At 67.1% G+C, this 24733-nt stretch carries 26 protein-coding genes; 17 read left to right on the top strand and 9 right to left on the bottom strand.

The window, feature by feature from the left end:
- The first annotated feature begins 32 nt into the window (after positions 1 to 32).
- The 9 genes from KBY77_RS07945 to KBY77_RS07905 all read left to right on the top strand — a co-directional run bounded on the left by KBY77_RS07945 (position 33) and on the right by KBY77_RS07905 (position 8729).
- Entirely contained in the window at positions 33 to 1172 is a 1140-nt protein-coding gene (locus KBY77_RS07945; protein ID WP_255103004.1) for a hypothetical protein, read from the top strand.
- Positions 1169 to 1924: a phosphoribosylaminoimidazolesuccinocarboxamide synthase gene (purC, locus tag KBY77_RS07940; protein ID WP_255103003.1), complete on the top strand. Its 756-nt coding sequence runs from the start codon at positions 1169 to 1171 to the stop codon at positions 1922 to 1924. The genes KBY77_RS07945 and purC overlap by 4 nt, the downstream gene beginning before the upstream one ends.
- 103 nt (positions 1925 to 2027) lie before the next feature.
- A complete protein-coding gene (locus KBY77_RS07935) occupies positions 2028 to 4355 on the top strand; it encodes a BamA/TamA family outer membrane protein (RefSeq protein WP_255103002.1) in 2328 nt (775 codons plus the stop codon).
- Positions 4355 to 5206, top strand: a complete 852-nt coding sequence (gene lpxC, locus KBY77_RS07930; protein ID WP_255103001.1) for a UDP-3-O-acyl-N-acetylglucosamine deacetylase — start codon at positions 4355 to 4357, stop codon at positions 5204 to 5206. The genes KBY77_RS07935 and lpxC overlap by 1 nt, the downstream gene beginning before the upstream one ends.
- Before the next feature lie 6 nt (positions 5207 to 5212).
- The gene (gene fabZ / locus KBY77_RS07925) at positions 5213 to 5668 is read left to right on the top strand and encodes a 3-hydroxyacyl-ACP dehydratase FabZ (RefSeq protein WP_255103000.1); all 456 of its coding nucleotides are present in this window, start codon (positions 5213 to 5215) and stop codon (positions 5666 to 5668) included.
- Between the two features lie 4 nt (positions 5669 to 5672).
- A complete protein-coding gene (gene lpxA / locus KBY77_RS07920) occupies positions 5673 to 6494 on the top strand; it encodes an acyl-ACP--UDP-N-acetylglucosamine O-acyltransferase (protein WP_255102999.1) in 822 nt (273 codons plus the stop codon).
- Complete coding sequence (gene lpxB, locus KBY77_RS07915) at positions 6494 to 7681, top strand: lipid-A-disaccharide synthase (RefSeq protein ID WP_255102998.1); 1188 nt, start codon at positions 6494 to 6496, stop codon at positions 7679 to 7681. Before lpxA ends, lpxB begins: the two co-directional genes overlap by 1 nt.
- An 86-nt stretch (positions 7682 to 7767) precedes the next feature.
- Complete coding sequence (gene msrA / locus KBY77_RS07910; RefSeq protein ID WP_255102997.1) at positions 7768 to 8394, top strand: peptide-methionine (S)-S-oxide reductase MsrA; 627 nt, start codon at positions 7768 to 7770, stop codon at positions 8392 to 8394.
- Between the two features lie 101 nt (positions 8395 to 8495).
- The gene (locus tag KBY77_RS07905; RefSeq protein ID WP_255102996.1) at positions 8496 to 8729 is read left to right on the top strand and encodes a hypothetical protein; all 234 of its coding nucleotides are present in this window, start codon (positions 8496 to 8498) and stop codon (positions 8727 to 8729) included.
- A 5-nt stretch (positions 8730 to 8734) separates the two neighbouring features.
- Here the strand turns inward: KBY77_RS07905 and KBY77_RS07900 are convergent, their stop codons facing one another.
- The 4 genes from KBY77_RS07900 to KBY77_RS07885 are packed head-to-tail and all read right to left on the bottom strand — an operon-like array spanning position 8735 to position 11893.
- Entirely contained in the window at positions 8735 to 9004 is a 270-nt protein-coding gene (locus KBY77_RS07900) for a hypothetical protein (protein ID WP_255102994.1), read from the bottom strand.
- 32 nt (positions 9005 to 9036) lie between these two features.
- Entirely contained in the window at positions 9037 to 10512 is a 1476-nt protein-coding gene (locus tag KBY77_RS07895; protein ID WP_255102993.1) for a leucyl aminopeptidase, read from the bottom strand.
- Positions 10513 to 10550: 38 nt separating this feature from the next.
- Positions 10551 to 11174: a GIY-YIG nuclease family protein gene (locus KBY77_RS07890; RefSeq protein ID WP_255102992.1), complete on the bottom strand. Its 624-nt coding sequence runs from the start codon at positions 11172 to 11174 to the stop codon at positions 10551 to 10553.
- A 2-nt stretch (positions 11175 to 11176) separates the two neighbouring features.
- Positions 11177 to 11893 (bottom strand): hypothetical protein, encoded by a 717-nt coding sequence (locus KBY77_RS07885; protein ID WP_255102991.1) that lies wholly within the window; start codon positions 11891 to 11893, stop codon positions 11177 to 11179.
- Between the two features lie 131 nt (positions 11894 to 12024).
- Here KBY77_RS07885 and KBY77_RS07880 point away from each other — a divergent pair, with 131 nt between their 5' ends.
- The 5 genes from KBY77_RS07880 (at position 12025) to KBY77_RS07860 (ending at position 16584) form a co-directional block, all read left to right on the top strand.
- Positions 12025 to 12348, top strand: a complete 324-nt coding sequence (locus KBY77_RS07880; protein WP_255103167.1) for a DUF1825 family protein — start codon at positions 12025 to 12027, stop codon at positions 12346 to 12348.
- Positions 12349 to 12395: 47 nt separating this feature from the next.
- A complete protein-coding gene (tyrS, locus tag KBY77_RS07875) occupies positions 12396 to 13631 on the top strand; it encodes a tyrosine--tRNA ligase (RefSeq protein WP_255102990.1) in 1236 nt (411 codons plus the stop codon).
- Entirely contained in the window at positions 13628 to 14374 is a 747-nt protein-coding gene (gene pyrF, locus KBY77_RS07870; RefSeq protein WP_255102989.1) for an orotidine-5'-phosphate decarboxylase, read from the top strand. Before tyrS ends, pyrF begins: the two co-directional genes overlap by 4 nt.
- A gap of 85 nt (positions 14375 to 14459) precedes the next feature.
- Complete coding sequence (locus KBY77_RS07865) at positions 14460 to 15167, top strand: superoxide dismutase (RefSeq protein ID WP_255102988.1); 708 nt, start codon at positions 14460 to 14462, stop codon at positions 15165 to 15167.
- A gap of 19 nt (positions 15168 to 15186) precedes the next feature.
- Complete coding sequence (locus KBY77_RS07860; protein ID WP_255102987.1) at positions 15187 to 16584, top strand: 1-acyl-sn-glycerol-3-phosphate acyltransferase; 1398 nt, start codon at positions 15187 to 15189, stop codon at positions 16582 to 16584.
- 3 nt (positions 16585 to 16587) lie between these two features.
- Here KBY77_RS07860 and KBY77_RS07855 read toward each other — a convergent pair whose 3' ends face one another.
- From KBY77_RS07855 to hpf, 5 genes are read right to left on the bottom strand one after another with little or no spacing between them, the layout of a single operon-like run.
- Positions 16588 to 17811: a glycosyltransferase family 4 protein gene (locus KBY77_RS07855; protein WP_255102986.1), complete on the bottom strand. Its 1224-nt coding sequence runs from the start codon at positions 17809 to 17811 to the stop codon at positions 16588 to 16590.
- 28 nt (positions 17812 to 17839) lie between these two features.
- Positions 17840 to 19264 carry an MFS transporter gene (locus tag KBY77_RS07850; protein ID WP_399212471.1) on the bottom strand — a complete coding sequence of 475 codons (1425 nt, stop codon included), beginning with the start codon at positions 19262 to 19264 and terminating at the stop codon, positions 17840 to 17842.
- Between the two features lie 13 nt (positions 19265 to 19277).
- Positions 19278 to 20108: a DNA repair protein RecO gene (recO, locus tag KBY77_RS07845; RefSeq protein WP_399212517.1), complete on the bottom strand. Its 831-nt coding sequence runs from the start codon at positions 20106 to 20108 to the stop codon at positions 19278 to 19280.
- Entirely contained in the window at positions 20105 to 20785 is a 681-nt protein-coding gene (deoC, locus tag KBY77_RS07840; RefSeq protein ID WP_255102984.1) for a deoxyribose-phosphate aldolase, read from the bottom strand. The genes recO and deoC overlap by 4 nt, the downstream gene beginning before the upstream one ends.
- Positions 20786 to 20813: 28 nt before the next feature.
- Complete coding sequence (gene hpf / locus KBY77_RS07835) at positions 20814 to 21401, bottom strand: ribosome hibernation-promoting factor, HPF/YfiA family (protein WP_255102983.1); 588 nt, start codon at positions 21399 to 21401, stop codon at positions 20814 to 20816.
- A 53-nt stretch (positions 21402 to 21454) separates the two neighbouring features.
- On the opposite strand from hpf, the gene lipB reads away from it, so the two are divergent.
- The 3 genes from lipB to KBY77_RS07820 all read left to right on the top strand — a co-directional run bounded on the left by lipB (position 21455) and on the right by KBY77_RS07820 (position 24665).
- Positions 21455 to 22132 (top strand): lipoyl(octanoyl) transferase LipB, encoded by a 678-nt coding sequence (lipB, locus tag KBY77_RS07830; RefSeq protein WP_255102982.1) that lies wholly within the window; start codon positions 21455 to 21457, stop codon positions 22130 to 22132.
- 29 nt (positions 22133 to 22161) lie between these two features.
- Entirely contained in the window at positions 22162 to 24153 is a 1992-nt protein-coding gene (locus KBY77_RS07825) for an AMP-binding protein (protein ID WP_255102981.1), read from the top strand.
- A gap of 68 nt (positions 24154 to 24221) precedes the next feature.
- Positions 24222 to 24665, top strand: coding sequence for a YlqD family protein (locus KBY77_RS07820; RefSeq protein WP_255102980.1), 444 nt, complete (start codon positions 24222 to 24224; stop codon positions 24663 to 24665).
- Positions 24666 to 24733: the final 68 nt, after the last annotated feature.

Genomic DNA, 24733 nt, shown 5'->3' with positions numbered 1-24733 from the left:
CCCTTAGGTTGCCCTCTGGTGGACCGCCAGCCGTGTCATTCCTTCTTTACTTGCCGGTGGTTCCCGCTGCACCGCGGGTGTGCCGTGCCCTGGCCCGCCGGGGTGGGCGAGCGGCAGGTCTGCTGACGCTGCTGTTCCTCTGCGCAGGCGTCTGCGTTGGCGCTCGTGCCCAACCACAGCCGGTTTTGCTGCAAGAGCCATTGCCAGAGCCATCTCCAGAGCCAGTGCTGCCTCTGCCGATGGACGAGCAGGTGTTTGCAGCCGCTCTGGCATCCGATCAGCTGGCGGTTCTGGAGCAGGCCTGCCAGGACGCGGCCCGGTTTGATCTGCCCGTGCGGCTCCGCCAACTCAAGGACCGGCTGGTGGCCCTGCGCCCCGCTCCCCAGCCCCTGCCGGTCGTGCTCGCCAATGCCAATGCCCTGATCAGTTGCCTGGCGCCGGAGGCAGCCCTGTCGGTGCTGGATCGCTATGGGCCTGGTCCTGGGCTGGAGCGGCAGCAGTGGCTGACCCTGCAGTGGCGGGCGGCGAATGCAGGCCTGAACCATCGCCGGGCCGCTGAAGCCCTGCGACGGCTGAGTGCCGGGGAGCGCAGCCTCCTGGAGACCATGGCGCTGCCGGTGCGGTTGCGGGATGACGGCAGCCTGGATACCCGCTCGGCGCTCGACGTGCTCGCCTCCCACCTGGCGGCGATGGGCCGCCGGCAGGAAGCGGCTGAAGTGTTGCTGGCCGGGCGCTTGCCTGGTGTGGTGGGGGCTGAGCGGCTGAAGTTGGCGGCTGCGCTGCTCGACGACCTTCCGCTGGCCCAGCGCAACGCCCTGCTGGAGATGGCCCTTGATCAGGCCGCCGTCGCTGGGGCCTGGGGTCTGGCGGCCCAGTTGCTTGATGACCAGCAGGCCCTGCAGCGGCTCGAAGGGGGCGATCCGGAACCAGCTCGGCAGAGGCGGTTGCGCCTCAGTCGCCGCATCGATGACGCCTACGCCGAATGGCTGCTGCAGCGCGATGATCCCTCTGAGGCTGAGCGCAACACAGTCTTGGAGCGGCGCCTTCGCTCTCCGCGTGAGCAGGGAGGCCATGCGCCCTCTGCAGCTCAGCCGGCCACCCAGGAGCCCCAAGAGCCCCAGGAGCCAGTGACCCCATCCGCCCCCGATTCCGCCGAGCCCACCACCCCATGACCGCGTTTCAGCTGGGCCCACTCCTCTACGAAGGCAAGGCCAAGCGGGTCTTCCAGACCGATCAGCCTGACCTGCTGGCCGTGGAGTTCAAAGACGAAGCGACCGCCTTCAACGCCCTCAAGAAGGCCGAGCTGGAGGGGAAGGGTGCCCTGAACTGCCGCATCTCTGCCCTGCTGTTCGAGCACCTTCAGCGCTCGGGGGTGCCCACCCACTACCTGGGGGTGCAAGGCCTGCGCTGGATGCTGGTGCGGCCGGTGCGGGTGATCCCGCTGGAGGTGGTGATTCGCAACCTGGCGGCCGGATCGCTGTGCAAGCAGATGCCGATTGCGCCAGGAGTACCGCTGGTTCCACCGCTTCTCGACCTGTATTACAAAGATGACGCCTACGCGGATCCCTTCCTGAGCGAGGCCCGGCTGGAGCGGCTGGCTCTGGTGAGCAGCCAGGAGCGCCTGGAGCTGGAAGCTCTGGCCCGTCAGGTCAACACGCTGCTGCTGGAGCTGTTTGCCGGCATCGGACTGCAGCTTGTCGACTTCAAGCTCGAGCTGGGTTTTACGGCCGACGGCCAGTTGGTGGTGGCCGATGAGATCAGTCCCGACACCTGCCGCCTCTGGAACCTCGACGTGGCCGACGCCAAGGAGCGCATCCTGGACAAGGACCGCTTCCGCCAGGACCTCGGCGGGGTGATTGAGGCCTATGGGGAGGTCCTCAAACGGGTCCAAGGGGTGATCCAGGGGCCGAGCACATACAAGTAGTGTCACGGCAATTTGCGGCACTGCCGCTTTGACTCGGAGACCCATGGGTGTCATCACCAACGCCCGCACTGGCACTGCTTTCTCCGAGGCTGGGCCTCGTCCCATGCCGCTGACCGTCTGGTTGGGGCTGCCCCTGCTGGCACTCCTTGCGGTCCTGCATCCCCTGAGGGCCGCTGCCCAGAGCCAGCCGGCTGCTGAAGTGGCCCAGGCCGCAGATCCCGCTCCCGCCTCAGAGGCAGAGCCGACCCCTGCCGCTCCAGACGCCGGCGAACCGGCTCCTGACACCACGGCTCCTCAGGATCAACCGTCCACCCCAGACACCGGCACCCCTGTTCCCGATCCTGCTGCAACGCCTGCAACCCCGCCTGCCGGCGCGCCCACTTCGATCAGCCCCGAAAGCCTCACCCCGGCCAAGCCGGATGAACCGCGGGTCCTAGTCAGTGAGGTGGTGGTTCAGGGTCTTGAAGGTCACCCCGAGCGTGAGCGCCTGGAGCTGGCCGTTTACGACGCCATGGTGGTGAGGCCCGGCAGCCGGGTCACGCGCAGCGAGTTGCAGACGGACCTCTCCGCCATCTACGCCAGCGGCTGGTTCTCGGATGTGCGCATCCAGCCTGTGGATGGCCCCCTTGGGGTGCAGGTGGTGGTGATCACCACCGCCAACCCGGTGCTGCAGAAGGTCGAGTTCGACGCCGCCAAGGTCAAGCTGCCGCCAGCTGTCCTGGCGGATACTTTCGCCGCTGACTACGGCAGAACCCTCAACCTCAACACCCTGCAATCCCGCATGCAGGAGCTGCAGAAGTGGTATTCCGATCAGGGCTACTCCTTGGCGAGGGTCACCGGTCCCAATCGGGTGAGTCCCGATGGCACCGTCCTGCTCAACGTGCGCGAGGGCACCGTCGAGGGGGTGGAGGTTCAGTTCCTCAACAAGGAAGGCTCGGCCACCAACGACAAGGGGGAGCCGATCCGTGGCAAAACCAAGCCCTGGGTCGTCAGCCGCGAGATCTCGATCAAGCCGGGCGAAACATTCAACCGCCGCAACCTCGAGGACGACATCAAGCGTCTCTACGGGACTGGCCTGTTCGGTGACATCAAGGTGACCCTGCGGCCCGTGCCGGCCAAGCCTGGTGAAGTGGTGATCGTCCTGGGCATCGTCGAGCAGTCGTCGGGTTCCCTCTCCGGCGGCCTCGGCTACAGCCAGAGCCAGGGGGTGTTCGGCCAGATTCAGCTCCAGGACAGCAACCTGTTCGGCCGGGCCTGGGATCTCGGGGTCAATTTCACCTATGGGCAGTTCGGTGGTCTGGCCGATATCTCCTTCACTGATCCCTGGATCAAAGGAGATGCCTATCGCACGGCGTTCCGAGCCAGGGTGTTCCTCAGCCGCGACGTTCCCCAGGTCTTCCAGAGCCAGGACAACGGCAACATCAACACGGTCTCGGACTTCTACAAAGCTCCGGGTACCAATGTTGCTTACAACATCAACAACAACAACAACCCCGAGAGCAAGACGTTCCGCTCGGTGTCCGAAGCCGAGTCGCAGTCGCCCAACAACAGCTGGTTTGATTACGAAGGCAATTCCGTAGCCATTCAGCGCGCTGGAGGCAACATCCAGTTCGTGCGCCCCCTCAATGGCGGCAACCCCTTCAAGCGGGCGCTCTGGAGTGTGGTTCTAGGCGCCAGTGCCCAGGAAGTCACGCCGATGAACTTCACCGGCTCCAACCGCCGCTTCGGTGTGAGCACCAACAACTTCGATGGCTCGGACGCCCCGGTTGACGATGTGATCTGCATCGCCTTCAACTGTGCCCGCAGCAACCAGTTGGTGGCGTTGCGGGTGGCCGCCACCCGCAACAATCTCAACGATCCCCGCAATCCCACCTCCGGTTCCTTCCTCAGCGTCGGCACCGAGCAATATGTCTCCGTCGGCCCCGATTCGCCCACCTTCAACCGTCTGCGGGCCAGCTACAGCTACTTCATTCCGGTCAACTGGCTGCAGTTCTACAAGGGTTGCCGGCCGAAGCCGGGTGAAACTCCCGATTGCAAGCAGACCCTGGCGTTCCAGTTCTCTGCCGGCACCAACATCGGTGATCTGCCGCCCTACGAAGCCTTCTGCATGGGTGGCTCCAACTCCGTGCGCGGCTACGCCGACTGCGACCTGGGCGTTGGACGCAGCTTTGGCGAATTCACGATCGAATACCGCTTCCCCCTGTTCAGCATCGTCAGCGGCGAGCTGTTCGTTGATGGCGGCACCACCTTCGGCAGTCAGTCGGGTGTGCCTGGTAATCCTGGTTCGCTTCTCGACAAGCCCGGCAGTGGTTTCTCCGTTGGTACGGGCCTGATCGTCACCACACCGGTGGGTCCCCTGCGCCTGGAGGTGGCAAGCGAGGGTTTCACCGGCGACTGGCGCTTCAACCTCGGTGTGGGCTGGAAGTTCTAGTGATCGTCTGGCCTGAGGACTACAGCCAGGCCTGGACCCTGGCGACGGCGGTCGAGCGCACAGGCGTTGGGTTGCACAGTGGCAGCCCCTGCCGAGTGCGCCTTCAGCCCAGCGAGCGACCCGGCTACGTGGTGGGTTGGCTGGATGCCCCGGCACTGGAGCCGGTGGAGCTTCACCCGTCCCAGGTGAGCGACACCCAGCTGTGCACGGCGCTCCGCCTCGATCAGCGCCGTCTCGCCACGGTGGAGCACCTGCTGGCGGCGCTGGCAGGAACAGGCCTTTCCCATGTGGAGTTGCTGGTGGAGGGTGAAGAGATTCCTTTGCTCGATGGTTCTGCCCTGCCCTGGGTCGAGGCCATCGCCGCAGCGGGCCTGCAGCACCTGGGCCCCCGAGCGCCCCTCAGGTCCCTGGATGCTCCGATCACCCTCCAGCAGGGCCTGAGCTTCGCCACCGCCCTGCCCAGCGATGCTCCCCGGATCGGCGCAGCGATCGAATTCAGCCAGCCCGCCATTGGGAGTCAGCTCTACTTCCTTGAACTCACACCCGCCGCCTTCGTGGAGCAGATTGCGCCAGCTCGCACATTCGGCTTCCGCGAACAGATCGATCAACTCCGTGCCGCTGGCCTGATCCGGGGTGGTGATCTGGAGAGTGCTCTGGTCTGTGATGGGGATCGCTGGCTTAACCCCCCCCTGCGTTTCCCCCAGGAGCCGGTGCGCCATAAGCTCTTGGACCTGCTGGGGGACCTGGCGCTGGCGGGCTTGCCCCAGGCCCAGGTCTTCGCCTTCCGTGGATCCCACGGACTGCACACTGCCCTGGCGGCGGCCCTGGCCGCTCCGTCCCGCTCGACCTGAAGCCAGTTGTCCGTTCCTCCCGCTGACGCCCCCCTGCTCACCTCCGAGCAGATCCTGAACCTGCTGCCTCACCGTTATCCCTTCGCTCTTGTGGATCGGGTGATCGAGTACGAACCGGGCAAGCGGGCGGTGGCACTCAAGAACGTCACCCTCAACGAGCCCCAGTTCCAGGGCCATTTCCCTGGCCGCCCCCTGATGCCCGGCGTCCTGATCGTGGAGGCCATGGCCCAGGTGGGTGGCCTGATCGTCACCCAGATGCCGGATTTGCCCAAGGGGTTGTTCGTGTTCGCCGGCATCGACGGGGTGCGCTTCCGCCGGCCGGTGGTGCCCGGTGATCAATTGCGCATCAGCTGCGAACTGCTAAGTCTCAAACGCAAGCGATTCGGCAAAGTGAGGGCTGAAGTCACTGTGGATGGAGGCCTGGTGTGCTCCGGGGAACTGATGTTCTCCCTGGTTGACTGAGGCCATGATCCGCACAGCCGTGGAAACCACGATTCACCCCACCGCGGTGGTCGACAGCCGCGCCCAGCTTGGCCAGGGTGTCCAGATCGGCCCCTTTGCCGTGATCGGCCCCGAGGTGCAGCTCGGCGCTGGCTGCCAGATCGGTCCCCATGTGGTGATCGATGGCCGGGTCACGATGGGCTCTGGAAACCGCATCTTCCCCGGCGCCTGCATCGGCCTCGAACCCCAGGATCTCAAGTACGGCGGTGCCCCAACCGAGGTGGTGATGGGCGACGACAACACCATCCGCGAGTGCGTCACGATCAACCGGGCCACCGCCGATGGTGAGCAGACGCGTCTTGGCAGCGGCAATCTGCTGATGGCCTACAGCCATGTGGGTCACAACTGCCTGCTGGGGAACCGGATCGTGGTGGCCAACAGCGTGGCGATTGCCGGGCACGTGGTGATCGGCGATCGGGCGGTGATCGGTGGAGTGCTGGGCATCCACCAGTTCGTGCACATCGGCAAACTGGCGATGGTGGGGGGGATGAGCCGTATCGACCGCGATGTGCCTCCGTTCGCGATCGTTGAGGGGCACCCCGGCCGGCTGCGGGGTCTCAACCGGATCGGTCTCAAGCGCAATGGCCTGGTGGATCGGGAGGGCGGAGCCGAGCTCAAACAGCTTCTGGCGGTGTGGAACCGGCTCTACCGCAGTCATGAGGTGCTGGCGGAGGCCCTGGCCCACATCCGCGCCGAAACCCTCCTTCCGGCCTCCGAAGAACTCTGCAGCTTCCTAGAGGCCTCGATTGCCCCAGGACGCCGCGGCCCCCTGCCCCACCAGCGCTGATGGTGCGGCTGCTGATCAGCACCGGTGAGGTGTCGGGGGATCTTCAGGGCGGTCTGCTGATCAAGGCTCTTCACGCCGAAGCCCAGCGACGGGATCTGCCCCTCCAGATCGATGCTCTCGGTGGTGAGCGCATGCGCCAGGCCGGCTCCCATCTCCTGGCCAACACCGCTCCGATGGGGGCGATCGGACTCTGGGAGGCTCTGCCCCTGGTGCTGCCCACCCTGCGGCTGCAGCGGCGGGTGGGACGTTGGCTCTCCAGCTGTCCTCCCGACGGGGTGGTGCTGATCGACTACATGGGGGCGAATGTGAGCCTGGGACGTCGTATTCGCCACCGCTTCCCTGCGGTGCCGATCACTTATTACATCGCACCCCAGGAGTGGGCCTTCCGCCTGGGGGAGGGGGGAACCACTCGTCTGATCGGTTTCACCGACAGAATCCTGGCGATTTTTCCTGAGGAAGCCAGCTTCTATGCCTCCCGCGGTGCACGGGTCACCTGGGTCGGCCATCCGTTGCTCGACACCCTCGGCTCCCCGCCCACCCCTGAACAGGCCCGCGGGGAGCTCGGACTGACCCCTGGCCAGCAGCTGCTGTTGCTGCTGCCAGCTTCCCGCCCCCAGGAGATGCGGTACATGATGCCGTCGCTTGTGTCAGCGGCGGCCGAGTTGCAGCGGATGCGTCCAGGGCTGCGGGTGATGGTGCCGGCCGGGCTGGCCAGCTTCGAGGCTCCGCTTGCCAAACAACTGGAGCGGGCAGGGGTAGATGCCACGGTGATTCCAGCCGATCGCGCCGATGCCCTCAAGCCGGTCCTCTGTGCTGCCGCCGATCTGGCCCTGACCAAATCGGGAACAGCCAACCTGGAGCTGGCCCTGCGCGGCGTTCCCCAGGTGGTGGGCTACCGGCTCAGCCGCGTCACAGCCTTCGTGGCCCAACGGCTGCTGGGCTTCAACGTGCCCCACATCTCTCCGGTGAACCTGGTACTTGGGGAGCGGCTCGTGCCGGAACTGCTCCAGGACGACCTGACCGCAGAGGCGATCGTGGCCGCCGCGCTGCCCCTGCTGGACCCAAGCCCAGAGCGGACCCGGATGCTGGAGGGCTATGGCCGGCTGCGCAGCCTGCTTGGGGAGCCGGGTGTGACCTGTCGAGCGGCCTGTGAGATCCTCGATCAGCTGACGGGATCCGAGACGTGAAGCCATCGCTCAGACGCCAGGACGGCTCCGGCCCAGGGTCTGAAGCCAGGCCATTCCAGCTTGAAGCGCCCCGGCTCAGGCTGTCCATGGGGCTCGTTCCATGGCTGCTGACGCTGCTGTTGCTGGTCCTCCCCGCCGCACCAGCGGTGGCTGCCGTCGAGGAGGCCGTGCTGGCCGGCGGTTGCTTCTGGTGCCTTGAGCACGATCTGGAATCCCTGCCTGGGGTTGTGGAGGCGGTCAGCGGCTTCAGCGGTGGCAGTGTCAGCAACCCCACCTATCGCCAGGTGACGGCTGGCGGCACCGGCCACATCGAGAGTGTGCGCGTCCGCTTCGATACGGCAAGGATCAATCTGCCCTCGCTCCTGCGCGCCTACTGGCGGAACGTGGATCCCCTGGATGGCGGCGGTCAGTTCTGCGACCGAGGCCCCAGCTACCGGCCCGTGATCTTCAGCCGCGGCACCGTCCAGCGGGATCAGGCCCGAACCAGCCTGGCCTCGGCCGCCCGGGAGCTGGGACTCAAGCCCAGCGCCATCAAGGTGGAGATCCGGGAGCTCACCAAGTTCTGGCCCGCCGAGCCGTATCACCAGAACTACGCCGATCGCAACAAGGTGCAGTACAGGTACTACCGCTGGTCCTGCGGCCGCGACCGGAGGCTTGATCAGGTCTGGGGCTCACGTGCTCGTGGATCGCTGCCGTGGCGTCAGAAAATCTGAAATCAGTGCCGGCTGGCTGAAAGAGGAATCCTCTGACCCTTCCCAGATCCGTGCGCGCCACCTACGGTAAATCCATACGGAGTCAAGGTTGCGTGGGTTGTATGTATCTGCTGACGATCCGGGACGGTCTGGTGACTCGCCACATCGGGCCTTACACCAGTCCCAAGCAAGCGGTTGATGATCTGGATCGCCTGCTGGCCTCATTTGGCGAGCGGGCCCGCTGGCAGATTCATGAACTGGAGGAACCTGGCAGCGTGCTGGAGAAGCCCAGGGATCCGAGCGGTCGGGAGCCCCAGTCTTTGATGGGCTCGTCGGCTAGTCCTGTGGCTGCCTGAACCTCTCAGTTGGGGTTGCCAGCCCCGGCGCGGGGGCTGCGGGGGTAACCGCGCAGCAGGCCGCTTTCCACCATCAGGCCCACACCTGCGGTCACGCAGATCAGGCCGAGGGTTCCGTACCAGAACCAGGGACCTGGTTCGGCCAGTTTCTGATTGAGCGCCGCCAGTTGCAGGGTGCGGCGGGTGATGGCCTCTCCCACCAGGCAGAGACCCAGCGGCAGGAGCAGGACCCCCAGCTGAGCGCGGATGTACCAGCGGATCTTCTGAGCAGCCATGGCGTCGGAGTCCGGCGTCAGCGGTGCCAACCCTAAGCCGCGCCCCCGCAGCTCACCCACTCCACCAGGGTGCGGACGCCGAAGCCTGTGGCACCAGCGGGGTCCAGGCCCCGTCCCTTGTCGCTCCAGACCGTACCGGCGATGTCCAGGTGGGCCCAGGCCAGATCGGCAGGCACGAAATCCTGCAGGAACAGCGCGGCGGTGATGGCCCCGCCGGGGCGGGGTCCGGTGTTCTTCATGTCGGCGACCGGGCTCTTGAGCCCCTTTTTGTAGGAGGCTTGCAAGGGCATCCGCCAGAAGGCCTCTCCACTGCTGCGGCCCGCCTCAACCAGCGCTTCGGCCAGGTTGTCGCTGGCAGACCACAGGCCGGCGATCTCCTCGCCCAGGGCGATCACGCAGGCCCCGGTGAGTGTGGCCAGATCCACAATGGCATCAGGTTCCAGCTTGGCTGCGTACACCAGGGCATCGGCGAGGGTGAGGCGGCCCTCCGCATCGGTGTTATTCACCTCGATGGTTTTGCCGTTGGAGGCGGTGAGGATGTCGCCCGGATGGATCGCCTCGCCGCTGATCATGTTTTCGCAGGCGGCCACGATCATGTGCACTTCCACGCCGGCGGGCCGCAGTTCGGCGATTGCCCGGGCGGCCCCGAGTACCGCGGCACTGCCGCCCATGTCGTACTTCATCATCTCGATCTGGGAGCCGCCGGTCTTGAGGTTGTATCCGCCGGAATCGAAGGTGAGGCCCTTGCCGATCAACACCAGCCGCCGGTTGGCTTCGCCCTCGGGGTGGTACGTGAGATGAATGAACTTGGGGGGCAGGCTGGAGCCCTGGGCCACCCCGAGATAGGCGCCCATGCCGAGGGCCGCGCAATCGGAGCGCTCCAGCACCTTCAGCTCCAGGCCGAACTCCCCGGCGATGGTCGCGGCGGTGTCGGCGAGGGCCTGGGGGGTGACCACGTTCGGTGGGGCCGCCACCAGCTGCCGTGCCAGCTCCACGCCCGCGCAGGTGGCCGCTACCGCCTCAAGACCGGCGGCGGCCCCTTTGGCCAGGCCCAGCAGGTTGATGACCTCGGGGATGGGCTTGGAGTCGGCCTCACTGCGGAAGCGCTGATCGACGTAAAGACTCAGGCGGACGGCCTCGGCCATGGCCCGCGCCGCTGAACGAGGGTCAAGCCCCTCGGCGGGCAGGGCCAGACCCAGCTTGAGGCCAGGACCCGCAGCAGTGGCGATGGCGGCCGCACCGCTGCGCAGGGCGTCGAGATCGAAGCGGCCCGGTTCTCCCAGCCCCACCAGCACCAGTTGGAGGGGAGTGGGCTGGAGCTGGGTGAGGGTGACGCACTCGCCTGGCTTGCCCTTGAAGCTCTGGCGCTCCAGCAGCGCCTGCAGTCCGGGGCCGAAGCGTGCCTCGAGGGCCACGAGGCGCTCGCCCGTCTCGCCCTGGAACAGGCCGACACCCAGGGTGTCACCGCTCCATTCGGCCAGCGGGGCGGAGGGACAGCTGAACTCCATGGGGGCCGGTCATCGGGCCGCGATCGTAGCGACGGCGCTCAGACGGGATCGCTGGTGAACGGGGTGCTCCAGCGCTGGCGGGTCTCCTTGTTGAACGGTGGCTGCCAGCGGCGGATCAGGGCCTGCTCCAGGGCCCGCCGTGGCCGCACACGGGGAGGCACGTCGCAGCAGAAACGGATGCTGCAGCGGGTTTCCAGGCCCGCTTGGCCCATGGCCTCGCCATAGGCCGCCAAGTAGCCCTTGCAGTCGTGCTCACCTTTCCAGCGCCGGTCGGCCTGGCCGGTCTCGCCCACGTAGAGCAGCAGCGGCGTGGCCAGCCGCGGCGGTCGGTCCATCACCAGGTAGAGGGCAGGACCCAGCTGGGGTGGTTCTGGCCAGCGCCAGAACTGCAGGTTCTGAGCCTGGAAGGCCAGGGGGTCGAAACGGTTGGCTCGCCCCTCGGGATCTTCTTGGCAGCTGTAGCCGGTGCTGTGGTCGGCGCCAAAGAGGCTGGCCTGCTGATGCTCCCTGGTGCTGCCCTCGAACAGCGGCCCTTGAAACTCAGCCAGGCGCCGTTGCCACTCGATCAGCTGGTCTCGCAGCAGGGGAGGCGCCGTTGGGGCCGGGCCGCCACAGCCGGGGGAACCCCCCTGGAACAGTTCCTGCTGGCGTCCCCTTGTCATGCTCAGCGGGAGGCCGGCGGCCGGGGCGGCCTGGGGAGCTCGGGGCCGATGGGTCCCTGGCCGAAGCACACCCGCCCGATCAGGCCCTCCACCAGCTCGGCAGGGAGTTGCAAGCGCTGCTGGAGATCGGCCAGGTCGCGGAACGGTGACCGGCTGCGCTCCTGCAGCAGGCGCCGGCAGCGGGACTCGTCCAGAGCGAGCTGGGCCCCGAGCTGCTCGGCCCTGCAGCGGTTCAGATCGAGCGGTGCCGGGCGTGCCGCCGGCGGGTCGCCATACCAGCGGAATTCCAGCAACGGCGTCCAGCTGCGGATCAGCTCCCCGTCGACATGGAGCAGGTTCTGGAGATCCTCCGTCCCGCTCAGCTGCACGCCACCGTTCTGCAAGCGCAGCAGCAGATCCACCTGACTGGGAGTGCAGCCCGGCAGGCGCAGCCAGTCGGCGGCGGTGGCACGGTTCACATCCAGACGCCAGCCAAGGGCAGCGGCCTGGCGCACCTCCTCAGCACTGCGAAGGCGCAAGCCGGGATTATGGGCAAGTTTGAGGGCCAGCAGGTCGCGCTCGACGCTGTCGTCGCGACGGCTTTCCGGCACAAGGCCTTCCGGCTCACTGCTTAGGGGCTCGCGGCTCTCGGGCCTCTGGCGCTTGGGGCCACGGCGAATCTGACCCGTGGCCTCCAGCAGGCTGCGGGCGAGGGGATCCAACCAGTGCCCCTTGGCCATGGCGCTGGGAAGGCTCCGCGCAACTGGAGGGAAGTTAGCGGCTGCGGCCTGGCTGTTACGCCAATCCGTACTCGCCCCGGGCGCTGGAGGCCCTCAGAATCGTGGTCATCGCCTCACGCCTGGCACGCCCCATGGCCTTCTTCGAATCCGAGATCGTTCAGGATGAAGCCAAGCGGCTGTTCACCGACTACCAGCAGATGACCCAGCTGGGGGGCGACTACGGCAAGTTCGACCGGGAAGGCAAGAAGCTGTTCATCGACCAGATGGAGAGTCTGATGGGCCGCTATCAGGTGTTCATGAAACGCTTCGAGCTCTCCGAGGATTTCCAGGCGAAGCTCACCGTGGAGCAGCTGCGCACCCAGCTGGGGCAGTTCGGCATGACGCCTGAGCAGATGTTCACTCAGATGCACCAGACCCTGGAGCGGATGAAGCGCGAACTGGAGGCCAGCGCCTGAGCCTGGCCGGCGGCTTCCTACGATCCGACCTGACGCAGGGTGCACGGATGGGGGAGGGTTTGCCGCCTTGGCTGGAGCGTGGACTGGCCGATCTCTTTCCCGCCGGAGCGCCGGGGGATCCGGATCAATCCCTGGCTGAGCGGCTTAAGCAGGCCGCCAATGACGCGCGTCCCCTGCGCATCAAGCTCGGAATCGATCCCACCGGCACCGACATCCATCTCGGTCACTCGATCCTGTTCCGCAAGCTGCGCGCCTTCCAGGATGCCGGCCACACGGCGGTACTGATCATCGGCGACTTCACCGCCAGGATTGGGGATCCCAGCGGCAAGAGCGCCACCAGGGTGCAGTTGAGCGCGGCCGAGGTTGAAGCCAATGCCGACACCTACCTGGTTCAGCTGGGACTGGGGCAACCTCCGGAGCGGGCTTTGCTCGATTTCACCACTCCCGGCCGGCTGGAGGTGCGCCGCAACAGTGAGTGGCTGGCAGGTCTGGATCTGCCCCAGGTGATCGAGCTGTTGGGCACGTCCACCGTGGGTCAGATGCTGGCCAAGGAGGAGTTCGCCAACCGCTATGGATCAGGCACCCCCATCTCACTGCACGAATTCCTCTACCCGCTGCTCCAGGGCTACGACTCGGTGGCGGTGGCCTCCGACCTCGAGCTGGGGGGCACCGATCAGAAATTCAACGTGGCCATGGGCCGCGACCTGCAGCGCCACTTCGGCCAGCGGCCCCAGTTCGGTCTGCTGCTGCCGATCTTGCCGGGGCTTGACGGGGTGCAGAAGATGAGCAAGAGCCTGGGCAACTCCGTGGGCCTGAATGAGGGGCCGCTGGCGATGTATTCCAAGCTGGAAAAGGTGCCTGATGCGGTGGCTGATCAGTATCTGACCCTGCTCACCGACCTGGATCCGGCCCACTGGCCAACAAGCCCAAGGGAGCGCCAGAAGGCCCTGGCTCTGGCGATCACGGCGTCGTGTCATGGCCTGGACGCCGCGAGCACCGCCCAGGCCGATGCTGCCCACCTGGTGGCCGGAGAGATGGCGGCCCGGACTGTACCGGAGGCCTCGCTCGCCGCCCTCAGCTTCCCCGCCAAGGCCTTCCATCTGCTCAGCGCCCTCGGCCTCTGCGTGAGCAGCAGTGAGGCACGGCGCCAGATTCAGGGCGGCGGGGTGCGCCTCGATGGCGAGAAGCTCACGGATGTGAACCGCAGCTTCAGCACCGCCTCCGAGCTGGAGGGCAGGGTGCTGCAACTGGGCAAGAAGACCTTCCTGCGGCTGGTGGCGTGAGCGTCAGCACCACGAGCACTCCTGGGACCGGAGGGCCAGCTGCCGAGAAGATCATCCTGGCGCTCGATCGGCCCGATGCCCCCTCTGCCCTGGCGCTGGTGGCCTCGATTCCCGATCTGCGCGTGGTGAAGGTGGGGCTGGAGCTGTTCTGCTCCGCTGGCCCCGAGGTGGTGCGGCAGCTGCGAGGCGAGGGCCTGCGGGTGTTCCTCGATCTCAAATTCCACGACATCCCTGTGACCATGGCCGGGGCCTGCCGCAGCGCCGCCCGGCTCGGAGCGGAGCTGATCACGGTCCATGCCAGCGCAGGCCGGGAAGCTCTTGAGGCGGCCCAGGCCGGTGCTCTCGAGGGGGCGGCCCTGGAGGATCTTCACCCGCCCACCCTGCTGGCGGTCACCGTGCTCACCAGCTGGGAGGCGTCACGCTTCAAGGCCGAGCTGGCGGTGGCGGAATCTCCTGAGGTCTACGTGCCCCGTCTGGCGGCGCTGGCGGTGGCCGCCGGCATCGGTGGGGCGGTCTGCTCCCCCCAGGAGGTGGCGGCCTTGCGCCGCGCCCACCCCGAGCCCTTTGCCCTGGTCACCCCCGGCATCCGTCCTGCCGGGGCGGCGGCTGGTGATCAGAGGCGGGTGATGACCCCTGCGGCCGCCCTCAGTGCGGGAGCCAGCCGGTTGGTGATCGGCCGGCCGATCAGTGCCGCCGCCGATCCAGCTGCCGCCTTTGCTGCCTGCTGCGCCGAGCTGGGTTGAACTTCGCAGAGGCAGCCAGGGTCCGTTTTCCAGCGTTGGCTGGCGATATGTCCATACTTGGCTGGTGATCACCCGGGCCTGGACGATGCGACGGATCCTTGGTGCCCTGGGGGCCGTTCCGCCGCTGCTGGTGCTGCTTGTGCTGCTGCTATGGCCTGGCCAGGGGGCCTGGGCGGCGGCGCCAGCCTTCACGCTCCCGGCTCTCCCCTATCCCGCCAATGCCCTGGAGCCGGCGATCGATGCCACCACGATGACGATCCACCACGACCGCCATCACCAGGCCTACGTGGACAATCTCAACGCCGCCGTGGCCAGGGATCCGGCCCTGAAGGGTCTCAGCCTGGAGGACCTGCTGGCGCGGGCCTCCAAGGCCACGGCGGCCGTGCGCAACAACGCTGGTGGCCACTGGAACCATTCATTCTTCTGGGCCTCCCTCACCCGGCCCGGGCAGGGGGGTGAGCCCAGTGAGGAGTTGCAGGAGGCCCTGGTGCGTGACTTCGGCTCGATCGAGCAGTTCCGCTCAGCTTTCCGGGCCGCAGGCCTGGCTCGCTTCGGCTCAGGCTGGGTCTGGCTGATCACCGATTCCGAAGGCAAGCTCGAGGTGAACTCCACCCCGAACCAGGACAACCCCCTTATGGACCTGGTCCCCGGGGGCGGCACACCGCTGCTGGCCAACGACGTCTGGGAGCACGCTTACTACCTCAAGTACCAGAACCGTCGCGCCGACTACCTCGATGCCTGGTGGTCCCTGGTGGATTGGTCGGTGGTATCCGACCGCTACAGCGCCCGTTAACGCCTCCCTCTGACCGCTGATGCCCCGCGCCGGGATCCTGGCCGCCCAACCGGCTCTTCGTTTCATCCCGCCGCAGTACAGCCGCTGGGTGCACCGGCTCTGCCGGGCTGCCTTGCCCATGCTGTTGCGCTCCCGGGGTCTGGTGCGTTTCGAGACCAGCGGCAGTGAGTGCCTTGCCGCCCTGTTCGCCGAGGCCCAGAGCGGCCGCAGCCGCTTGCTGATCGCCTTCCGCCATCCCAGCACCACTGACCCGCTGGTGATGGCCCAGCTGCTCTGGCGGGAGGTGCCCCGGGCGGCCAGAGCAGCTGGGCTGAGCCTCAAGGCCCCGGTCCACAGCCAGTTTCTCTACGACCGCGGCATTCCCCTCTGGGCGGGGGAGGCCGCCGGCTGGATCCTCTCGAAGCTGGGAGGCATCCCGATCCAGCGGGGCAAGCTGGACCGTCTTGCCCTCAAGACGGCCCGCGATCTCTTCGCCCACGGCCCCTTCCCCCTGGCGATCGCCCCGGAGGGCGCCACCAACAACCACGGCGAGCTGCTCAGTCCCCTGGAGCCAGGCCTGGCCCAGATGGCCTTCTGGTGCTGTGAGGATCTGGCGGCGGAGGGGCGCCACGAGCGGGTGCTGATCGTGCCGATAGGGCTTCAGTACCTCTCCACCAGCGACGACTGGGGACCTATCGATCGCCTGCTGGGGTGCCTGGAAGACCTGCTCGGCCCATCCACCACCTCCCCGACGGCCACATCCACGATGGCAGCCTCCCCGTTGCCCGCTGATCCCGACCAGGCCCAGCAGCAGCGCTACCAACGGCTTATCGCCCTCTCGGAGCGGCTGCTCTCCCTGCTGGAGGGCTTCTATCAGCGCAGTGATGGCGCGCCCTGGAAGCCGGCTGAGGAGGAGTGCGCTCCAGCCGCTGACTTCCTCGAGCGGTTGAGCCGACTGCGAGAGCAGGCTCTGGCCGTGGCCGAGGCCCATTTCCAGCTCTCCCCCAGGGGCAGCGTGAGCGAGCGCTGTCGCCGCATCGAGCAGGCGGGCTGGGCCTGCATCTACCGCGACGACCTGGACGATCTGTCCGAGGTGGAGCGTTGCCTGGTCGATTGGTCGGCGCGGGAAGCGGACATCCGCATGGGCCACATGCGCCTGGTGGAGCATTTCGCCACGGTGAGCGGCTCCTATGTGGCCGAGAAGCCCAGCATCGACCGCTACGGGGAGGTACTGATGATCCTCTGGCGGGCGATCGCCTGGATCCGTGGCCGTGAGGGTGAGCGTCCGCCTCTGCTTGGTCCTTGGCGGGTGCGCGTGGTGGTGGCGGAGCCCATCGATGTGGGCGAGAGCAGCACCGTCTACCGCCGCGACCGCCGCGGGGCTGTGGAGAAGCTCACTGCCGAGCTGCGCCAGCGACTGGAAGCGGCGATCGGCTGAGGCTCAGGCGGCAAGGCTGCCCTGGGGCACCAGCTCGGCGTAGAGCTCCTCGAGCTGCTTGATGTTGCGGGCCAGGGTGTAGCGCTCCAGGACCCGCTCCCGGGCCCGGCGTCCCAGCTCGGCGGTCAGCACCGGTTGATCGCGCAGCACCGGCAGCAGCGTGCGCAGCTGGGTGGTCACGCCTTGGGTGCTGATCACGATGCCGGCGCCTCCCTCCAGCACTTCGCCGTCGGCGCCGGCATCGGTGGCCACGCAGGCGGTGCCGCTGGCCATTGCCTCCAGCAGGGCCAAGGAGAGCCCCTCAACCAAGGAGGGCAGCAGGAAGACATCGGCTGCCTGCAGCAGAGCCACCCGCTGGTGCAGGTTCGCTTCGTAGCCCCACCAGAGCACGTCCTGCTCGTCGCTGTTGCCCTGCAGGGCCTGGCGCAGGGGGCCATCACCGACGATCACCAGCAGACAGCCTGCCGGCCGCACCAGCCGCCAGGCCCTCAGCAGCGCTTCCACGTTCTTCTCGGTGGCCAGCCGTCCCATGTAGAGGAAGAGGCGGCGCTGGCCAAGGCGGTCCCGGAGACTGGCCAGTTCCCGCGATGGTGCCGCCGGATCGGGGGGGCACCACAGACCGGGATCAACCCCGTTGGGGATCACGGCCAGCCGCTCCTCGCGCACGCCCAGTCTGGCCAGCACCTCTGCTTGAAGTTCAGAGAAGACGATCACCCGATCGAAGCGGGCCAGGGCCGGGGCGTAGAGCTGGTAGGTGAGCTGCTGGGTTCCGGCGGTGATGTTGCGCAAGCCGGCGTCGAAAGCGGGATGGAACGTGGCTACCAGCGGTACCCCCAGGTGCTGGCAGAGATCCGGCAAGCGGAAATCCAGGGGGGAGAGCGTCAGGCTGGCGTGCACCAGGTCGGGGCGCAGGCGCTCCAGTGATTCCCTCAGCTCCCGCTGGGCTCCCGGCGAGGGAATCGTGTACACCTGGGATTTGACCAGGTAAGGCAGAGCCACCTCATCAGCCCCAGCCCGGGGGTAATCCGTTGGGACCAGGCTCCGCGGTTGAATCCCGTCCAGTTGTTGGCCGGGATCCAAGGAGCGCCCGAGGCCAGTGGCGGGAGTATCAAAATGAATGAAACTGACCTGATGGCCGTGTTGCCGGAGCCGCTCGGTGGTTGAGAGGCTGTAGGTGACGTTGCCGCAGAAGGGTGACTTCTTACCCAGCCACGCGATGTGGGCCAACAATTCAGGCCTCGACCTGGAGAGAACGCTAGCAGCGCTGCCAGGGCTTCTCGATCAGGGCCGCCACCAGGGTGATCGCTGCCAGTCCCCACAGCACCGGCATCAGTCCATAGCGGCTCACCACAGCTCCGGCCAGTACCAGGGGCAGGCTGAGTGCCACGTTGATCAGGTTGTTCTGCAGACCGAAGACTTTGCCGCGCATCGCTTCCGGGGTGTCGTCCTGGATGGTGGTCTGGGAGGGGATGGCCACCAGCGCCGCGCCGATGCCGAGCAGGCCGCAGAGTCCGAGAGTGAGCAGAAGGCTTCCCCGTCCCTGGCCAAGCAGCACCAGGCTGAAGGCAATCAGCATCAGGCCTGTTGAGGCCATGCGCCGGCGGTTGAGGCCCTGGCCCAGCTGGGCCACACCAAGGGCGCCGCAGGCCATTCCCACGCCGCTCATGGCCAGCAAGGTGCCGAAGCGGGTCGGTCCCAGCCCTTCGATGGCGGAGGCCAGGCTGATGGCGAGCACATAGAGCGCCGCCAGGATGCTGTACAGGAGAACCAGTTGCAGCAGGGCCCTCCGCACACTTGCCCGTTCGCGCAGCACCTCGATTCCCTCGGCGATCTCACTCCAGACGCTGGTGCCCCGCTCCACCCGTTCCGGTTCCTCCATCCGGATCGTGCTGATGCACAGGGCCGCCAGCCCGTAGCAAAGCGGCAGCAGGACGAATTCCCCGCCGCCGATGCCGATCTCCTTGAGGCTGGAGCGCAGCAGCCGCAGCACCGGATCACCGATGGCGAAGCCCACGATGGTGGCCCCCATGCTGGTGGCCTGATACAGCGACATGGCCGCAAGCATGCGCGGCCTTGGCACCAGCAAAGGGATTGCGGCCTGCTCGGCCGGTGCGAAGAACTGGGTGAGCACGGACTCCAGGAAGGTCATGACTACCAGACCCCAGTAGCCCCAGCTCAGCCCCAGCCACTGGGGCCCTGGCAACAGAGCAAGAGGGGCCAGCAGGGTGAGCCCGGCTCGCAGTCCGTTGGAGGCCACCATCACCTGGCGCTTGGGCCAGCGGTCGGCCCAGACACCGGCCACTGTGCCCAGCACCATCGCCGGCACGGTGTTCGCCACGTAGATCCCCGTGGCCAGCAGGGTGATCATCTGGGCTCGTGTGTCCAGATCAAGCCTCAGACTGGCCGCCGCCTCGGCCAGAACCATGTTGTTCTGGGGGGTGTCCGTCACCCAGTACTGGGCGATCAGGAACACCATCAGCACGATGTAGAACTTGTCGGCCAGCTGGGAGAAGACCTGCCCAAGCCAGAGCCTCCGGAACTCGGGCAGGGCCAGCACGGCCTGCAGACCGGGGGTGCCCGATCCAGACTCCGGGTCTGATCCGGAGGCGGGGCCCGTTTCAGTGGCTGGGCTGGTGCCTTCGGAAGGTTCCGGAAGGGGCGTGGCGGTCGGCCGGGACAATCCGCTTCAGGTGTCATTCGTTCGGAGTCAATGATGGCGCAGCGCCATGGGGCTCCTTAGCCACGGAGCTGAAGCAGCCCTGCAGCAGGCGCAGGGCCTTCCCCCGGCAGCCCAGGTGCTCCTGGCACCACACCTGCAACAGTTCCAGCAGCCGCAGCCAGACCCAGGCCGGTCCCATCAGGCTGCCGTCCCGGCAGCGGGGCAATCCGGGTCGTGGCAGCCGTTGCAGCAGGGCCAATTCAGAAGCGTTCAGCACCAGCATCGCCCCGGCCACCGAGCCGATCGCCAGCCCCTCGCTGGGCAGCAGGCTGCAGCGCCATTCGCGGTTGCCCAGGGGAGGGGCCAGGGGCTCACCACTGCGGGCACAGCGCTGCAGCGGCAGCCCGTAGCCCCCCAGCGCCAGCAGGTGCACATGCCCTTGCACGGCGATCGCCAGCGCCTCAAGGCTGTCCTGACGCTCGCTCACCACCGATTCCAGACGACGCAGCTGCAGGGTTAGGTCGTCGAGGGCTCCGGCCACCCCATCCCCGTCGGGCACCAGGCGCAGGCAGAGCTCCGCCAGCGACTGGGCGGCTGCCAGGGCTTCGAGGCGCTGGCCTAGCTGGCTGAAGCTGTGAATCACCCGAAGCTGGCGCACCCGCCGCAGGCCACGGCCACCGCCGACCTGGAGCCGCAACTGGGACAGAGGCACGGCCGCCGCCAGGCTGCTGCGGGGCCGCCGGGCGCCAGGCACCGCCAGGCGGCTGAGGCCACCTCCTTCGCTGAGCAGGGTGAGCAGCCGGTCGTGCTCTCCGAGGGGGCCACATTTCAGCGAGAGACCCTCCAGCGATTCCTCGGGCATCAGGCCGGGGCGCGCATGGCCTCGATCAGGGCCACTCCGCGGCTGGTGCCAAGGCGTGTAGCACCGGCGGCCACCAGATCAAAGGCCTGCTCCAGCACGGCGATGCCACCGGAAGCCTGGATTCCCGCCCGCCCCCTGGCCAGCTCGCGCAAGTGGGCCACCTGCTCTGGGGTCACGGGAGATCCGAAGCCACTGCCGGTCTTGAGGTAGGCGGCTCCGGCATCGATCGAGGCCTCGACCAGCAGCTCCAGGGCGGCGGGATCCAGTCGTCCCACGTCCTGAATCACCTTGACCGGCAAGCCGAGTTCCACGATCGTCCCCAGCTCCTGATAAATCAGACTGCCATTTCCATCGGCAAGGGCGCCGTAATCGGGCACAACATCAAGCTCGTCAGCGCCAGCGCTGGCGGCGGCCTCCGCTTCTGCCAGCTTGATCAAGGCCGGCACCGCGCCGAAGGGGAAGGCCACCACGGCCACCAGCTTGACGCTGCCAGATCCGCCGAGCCGTTCGCGGGCGGCAGCAACCCAGCGAGATGAAACGCAGACTGCCGCAAAGCCGTAGTGCCGCGCCTGATCACAGGCCTGGTGCACATGCTCCAGGCCCCGGTGAGGATCCAGGAGAGCATGTTCAATGAGTGGGGCCAGATCGGGCAAGGGGCCCCTGAACCTTGAGTCACGCATCACCGGGGCCGAGGGGAGTCAGGATGGATCAGGATTCCTTCGGCTGGATCACACCAAATCCACCATGGTTGCGGCGATAGACCACCTGGATACCACCGCTGGATTCCTCCCGGAACACATAAAAATCGTGGTCGATCAGCTCCAGCTGGTGCAGGGCCTGATCCAGGCTCATGGCAGGCATTGAGAAGTACTTGCGCCGAACGGCGGGAACAGGCAGGGTCGGCTCCCGGCCGGCGATCAGATCATGGGGAAGGACTCCTTCCAGGCTGGGGGGTTCGGTATCGTCGCCAATGGCTGCTGCTGATCCGGCTCCGTGATGATCACTGAGGCGATCCTTGTAACGGCGGAGTTGACGGCTCAGCTTGCTCGCCACCATGTCGATGCTGGCGTAGAGGTTCTCACTGCGTTCCTGGGCACGGATCACCACCCCATTGGCAAAGACCGTGACCTCAGCGGTCTGTTGCGCCACCCTGGGATTGCGCGCCACGGAGAGATGAACATCGGCTTCTTTGACCAGCCCTTCGTAGTGATTGATGGCCCGTCCAAGCTTCGCTTCCGTGTAATCGCGGATCGCCGGCGTGACATCGAGATTGCGGCCGTGAATCAACAGCTTCATCGAGCAGTCCCCTCGCTGGTCGTTGTGGTTCAACTGTAGGAAGCCTTTCGCACATGACTCCGGCCCTCGACGCAATCCTTGTTGAACCACCCCTGCCCGTGCCTTTTGACCAGGCCTGGGCCTGGCAGCGGCAGCTGCAGGCGCGGCTGCTGAGCGACCCCGATGGCCCAGAAGCTCTGCTGCTGCTCCAGCATCCCCCCTGCTACACCCTGGGCCGCGGCGCCAGCGAGGGATTCCTTCGCTTCGATCCCGCCGATCCTCCCGCCCCCCTCTTCCGCATTGACCGCGGTGGCGAGGTGACCCACCACCTCCCCGGCCAGTTGGTGGCATACCCGGTACTGGCTCTGCAGCGCCACGGCGGCGATCTCCACCTTTACCTTCGCGACCTGGAGGGAGCGGTGCTGGAGGTGCTGGCAGCCCTCGGGCTTCGAGGAGAGCGACAGAAGGGCCTGACCGGTGTCTGGCTGGAAGGGCGGAAGGTGGCGGCGATCGGCGTGGGTGTGCGCCGCTGGATCAGCCAGCACGGCCTGGCTCTCAACGTGACCTGCCCGCTGGAGGGTTTCAGCGCTATTGTCCCCTGCGGATTGACGGGTCATGGGGTGACGCGACTGAGCGACTGGTGCCCGGGGCTGACCACCGCGACGGTTCAGATCCTGTTGCGCCAGTCCCTGGCCCGGCGGTTCGGGTTGGTGCTCCGGCCACCGAAGCCCACGGAACTGCCCTGGCGGTGATAAGCCTGGGCCACGCTCAGGACGCAACCATGGACGGCAAGGCCTCTGCTGGCAGGCTTTCAGACAGCACAGCCTCGATTCTCTGGTCGGGGGATCGGCTCGATGAACAGGCCCTGTCCAAGCGTGATGACTGGTATGGACTTCAGGGGCTGGAGGGCCTCTGGCCGATCCTCGCCCAGCGTCATGGCGAGGCGATCGCCCTCGATGCCCCCCACGCCCGTCCGCCGGAGCAGCTCTCCTTCCGCGAACTCAACGCCCGCATCGAGTGGGCTTCAGCGGCCTTCACGCTCCTTGGGCTGGGGGAGGGCGAGGTGGTGGCCCTGTTCGCGGAGAACAGTCCCCGCTGGCTGGTGGCTGATCAGGGGATCATGCGCTGCGGGGCGGCGGATGCCGTGCGCGGCAGCAGCGCACCTCTGGAGGAGCTCCTCTACATCCTTGACGACTGCGGGGCCGTCGGGATGGTGGTGGAGTCCGCGGCTCTGCTGGAGCGTCTGGCCCAGAAGCCCGGAGCCCTGGCCCGGCTGCGCTTCGTGGTGCTGCTGGAAGACGAAGCTCCAGTAACCGACAGCAGCACCTCATCACCTGGGCCGCGTCAGCTGAGCTGGGAGGCCTTCGAGACCCTGGGCCGTGGGGAGAACGCCCCCGTGCCGCCACTGCCGAGCCGGGGCCCTGAGCGCCTGGCCACCCTGCTCTACACCTCAGGCACCACTGGCCGACCCAAGGGTGTCCCCCTCAGTCACACCAATCTGCTGCACCAGCTGCGCACCCTGGGGGTGGCTGTGGCTCCAAGCCCGGCCGATCGAGTGCTCAGCGTGCTGCCGATCTGGCATGCCTACGAACGCACTGCCGAATACTTCCTGCTCTCCTGTGGCTGCCGCCAGAGTTACACCACCCTCAAGCATCTGCGCCCTGATCTCCAGCGGGTGAGGCCGCAGTACATGATCAGCGTGCCGAGGCTGTGGGAGGCCCTGCTGGCCGGCTTTGAGGACGCCCTTGAGGCCATGCCTCCCTCCCGTCAGGGCTTGATCCGCCAGGCCCTGCGGCTGAGCCGCTGGCATTGCCAGTCGCGCCGTCGCGCCCTTGATCTCACCCTGGAGCCCGAATCGCCGCCAGGACGTCTGGGCGCAGGGCTTGCCTGGTTGCTGAGCTGGCCGGGGCACCGCCTGGCTGCTGCCCTGCTCTGGCCCAAGGTGCGCCAGCAGCTCTCGGGCGGAGCCCTGCGCACGGCCATCAGTGGTGGAGGTGCACTTGCCCTGCATGTGGATGGCTTCTTCGAAGCGATCGGCATCGAGCTGCTCGTGGGCTATGGACTCACCGAAACCAGCCCGGTGCTGGCCTGTCGCCGACCCTGGCGGAACCGTCGTGGCAGTGCGGGGCAGCCCCTGCCGGATACGGAATTGCGCATCGTCGATCCCGAGAGCGGCGCGCCGCTGGGCTGGCGCCAGCGGGGCCGGGTTCTCGCCCGGGGCCCCCAGGTGATGGCTGGATACTTCGGCAAGCCCGAGGCCACCGCCGCAGTGCTGGATGGCGCCGGCTGGTTCGACACGGGCGATCTGGGCCAGCTTCTGGCTGATGGAACCCTGGTGCTCACCGGCCGGGCCAAGGACACAATCGTTCTCAGCAGTGGCGAAAACATCGAGCCGGGTCCTCTGGAGGAGGCCCTGGTGGCCCATCCTCTGGTGGAGCAGGTGATGCTGGTGGGCCAGGACCGCCGTCAGCTCGCTGCCCTGGTGGTTCCCCGCCCGGAGCCGCTGGCCGCCTTCGCCAGGGCGCGGGAGCTGACCGACCCGGGTGGAGCTGTTTCAGTAGCCGATCGGGCCCTGCTGAGGGCCCTCAGTGGTGAATTCAACCGGTTGCTGGCGGCCAGGTCCGGATCGCGGCCCGATGAACGCCTGGCAGGGGTTGCCCTGGTGGAGCCCTTCTCGATCGAGAATGGGCTGCTTACCCAGACCCTCAAGCAACGCCGGGATCGCATCAGCGACCGCGACGCAGCGGCCATCGAGGCGATCTACCAGGCCTGAGCTCCCCGCCCCCCGCGGTTGACCGCTGGACGCCTGGCTGAGAGCCTGGTCTCTGCGATCCCCCTCCCATGACTGAAGGCCACAACCTCACGATCAAGCGCACGATCACGGTGCGGGCCGTGGTCACCCCCCGCTGGAAGGAGGACGCCGAGCGGGAGCTGAGTGCCGCTCTGAGCAACAGTGATCAACAGCTTTCCCAGCTGGAGCAGGAGGGCCAGCAGCTGGTGGATGAGATCCGCCGACAGAGCCTGAACCCGCTCGATCCGCGCGTACAGGAGCAGGTTGCCTCCGTGCAGCAGCAGGTGGCGGCCAAGCGGGCCGAGTTCGAGGACCAGAAGCGCACCCTGCTGGAGCAGCAGCGCCAGGTGCGCGATCTCGAGTTCGATCAGATCGTCGACCAGGGCCAGATCGAGGGCACCTGCAAGATCAAGGTGGGCGACAATCTGGTGGAAAAGCTGCAGGTGGCAGTGCTGGTGCGCGACGGCGTGGTGGAGGCGATCGAGGGGGGCTGATCTTCTGGCTCGGTGCTCGGAGGGTTCCCACGTAAAATCCTGACGCAGCCTGCATTGGGATCAGGACT

Source organism: Synechococcus sp. Cruz-7E5 (genome assembly GCF_024345995.1).
In the GTDB taxonomy this organism is placed as follows: domain Bacteria; phylum Cyanobacteriota; class Cyanobacteriia; order PCC-6307; family Cyanobiaceae; genus Regnicoccus_A.
This window is presented reverse-complemented; position numbering and strand designations above follow the sequence as displayed.

What these genes read in the sequence shown, in the direction of transcription:
- purC (WP_255103003.1), top strand. Translation starts at nt 1,169, where the DNA reads ATGACCGCGTTTCAGCTGGGCCCACTCCTCTACGAAGGCAAGGCCAAG.
- KBY77_RS07935 (WP_255103002.1), top strand. Translation starts at nt 2,028, where the DNA reads ATGCCGCTGACCGTCTGGTTGGGGCTGCCCCTGCTGGCACTCCTTGCG.
- lpxA (WP_255102999.1), top strand. Translation starts at nt 5,673, where the DNA reads ATGATCCGCACAGCCGTGGAAACCACGATTCACCCCACCGCGGTGGTC.
- lpxB (WP_255102998.1), top strand. Translation starts at nt 6,494, where the DNA reads ATGGTGCGGCTGCTGATCAGCACCGGTGAGGTGTCGGGGGATCTTCAG.
- msrA (WP_255102997.1), top strand. Translation starts at nt 7,768, where the DNA reads ATGGGGCTCGTTCCATGGCTGCTGACGCTGCTGTTGCTGGTCCTCCCC.
- KBY77_RS07905 (WP_255102996.1), top strand. Translation starts at nt 8,496, where the DNA reads ATGTATCTGCTGACGATCCGGGACGGTCTGGTGACTCGCCACATCGGG.
- KBY77_RS07900 (WP_255102994.1), bottom strand. Translation starts at nt 9,004, where the DNA reads ATGGCTGCTCAGAAGATCCGCTGGTACATCCGCGCTCAGCTGGGGGTC.
- KBY77_RS07895 (WP_255102993.1), bottom strand. Translation starts at nt 10,512, where the DNA reads ATGGAGTTCAGCTGTCCCTCCGCCCCGCTGGCCGAATGGAGCGGTGAC.
- KBY77_RS07890 (WP_255102992.1), bottom strand. Translation starts at nt 11,174, where the DNA reads ATGACAAGGGGACGCCAGCAGGAACTGTTCCAGGGGGGTTCCCCCGGC.
- KBY77_RS07885 (WP_255102991.1), bottom strand. Translation starts at nt 11,893, where the DNA reads ATGGCCAAGGGGCACTGGTTGGATCCCCTCGCCCGCAGCCTGCTGGAG.
- KBY77_RS07880 (WP_255103167.1), top strand. Translation starts at nt 12,025, where the DNA reads ATGGCCTTCTTCGAATCCGAGATCGTTCAGGATGAAGCCAAGCGGCTG.
- tyrS (WP_255102990.1), top strand. Translation starts at nt 12,396, where the DNA reads ATGGGGGAGGGTTTGCCGCCTTGGCTGGAGCGTGGACTGGCCGATCTC.
- KBY77_RS07865 (WP_255102988.1), top strand. Translation starts at nt 14,460, where the DNA reads ATGCGACGGATCCTTGGTGCCCTGGGGGCCGTTCCGCCGCTGCTGGTG.
- KBY77_RS07860 (WP_255102987.1), top strand. Translation starts at nt 15,187, where the DNA reads ATGCCCCGCGCCGGGATCCTGGCCGCCCAACCGGCTCTTCGTTTCATC.
- deoC (WP_255102984.1), bottom strand. Translation starts at nt 20,785, where the DNA reads ATGCGTGACTCAAGGTTCAGGGGCCCCTTGCCCGATCTGGCCCCACTC.
- hpf (WP_255102983.1), bottom strand. Translation starts at nt 21,401, where the DNA reads ATGAAGCTGTTGATTCACGGCCGCAATCTCGATGTCACGCCGGCGATC.
- lipB (WP_255102982.1), top strand. Translation starts at nt 21,455, where the DNA reads ATGACTCCGGCCCTCGACGCAATCCTTGTTGAACCACCCCTGCCCGTG.
- KBY77_RS07825 (WP_255102981.1), top strand. Translation starts at nt 22,162, where the DNA reads ATGGACGGCAAGGCCTCTGCTGGCAGGCTTTCAGACAGCACAGCCTCG.
- KBY77_RS07820 (WP_255102980.1), top strand. Translation starts at nt 24,222, where the DNA reads ATGACTGAAGGCCACAACCTCACGATCAAGCGCACGATCACGGTGCGG.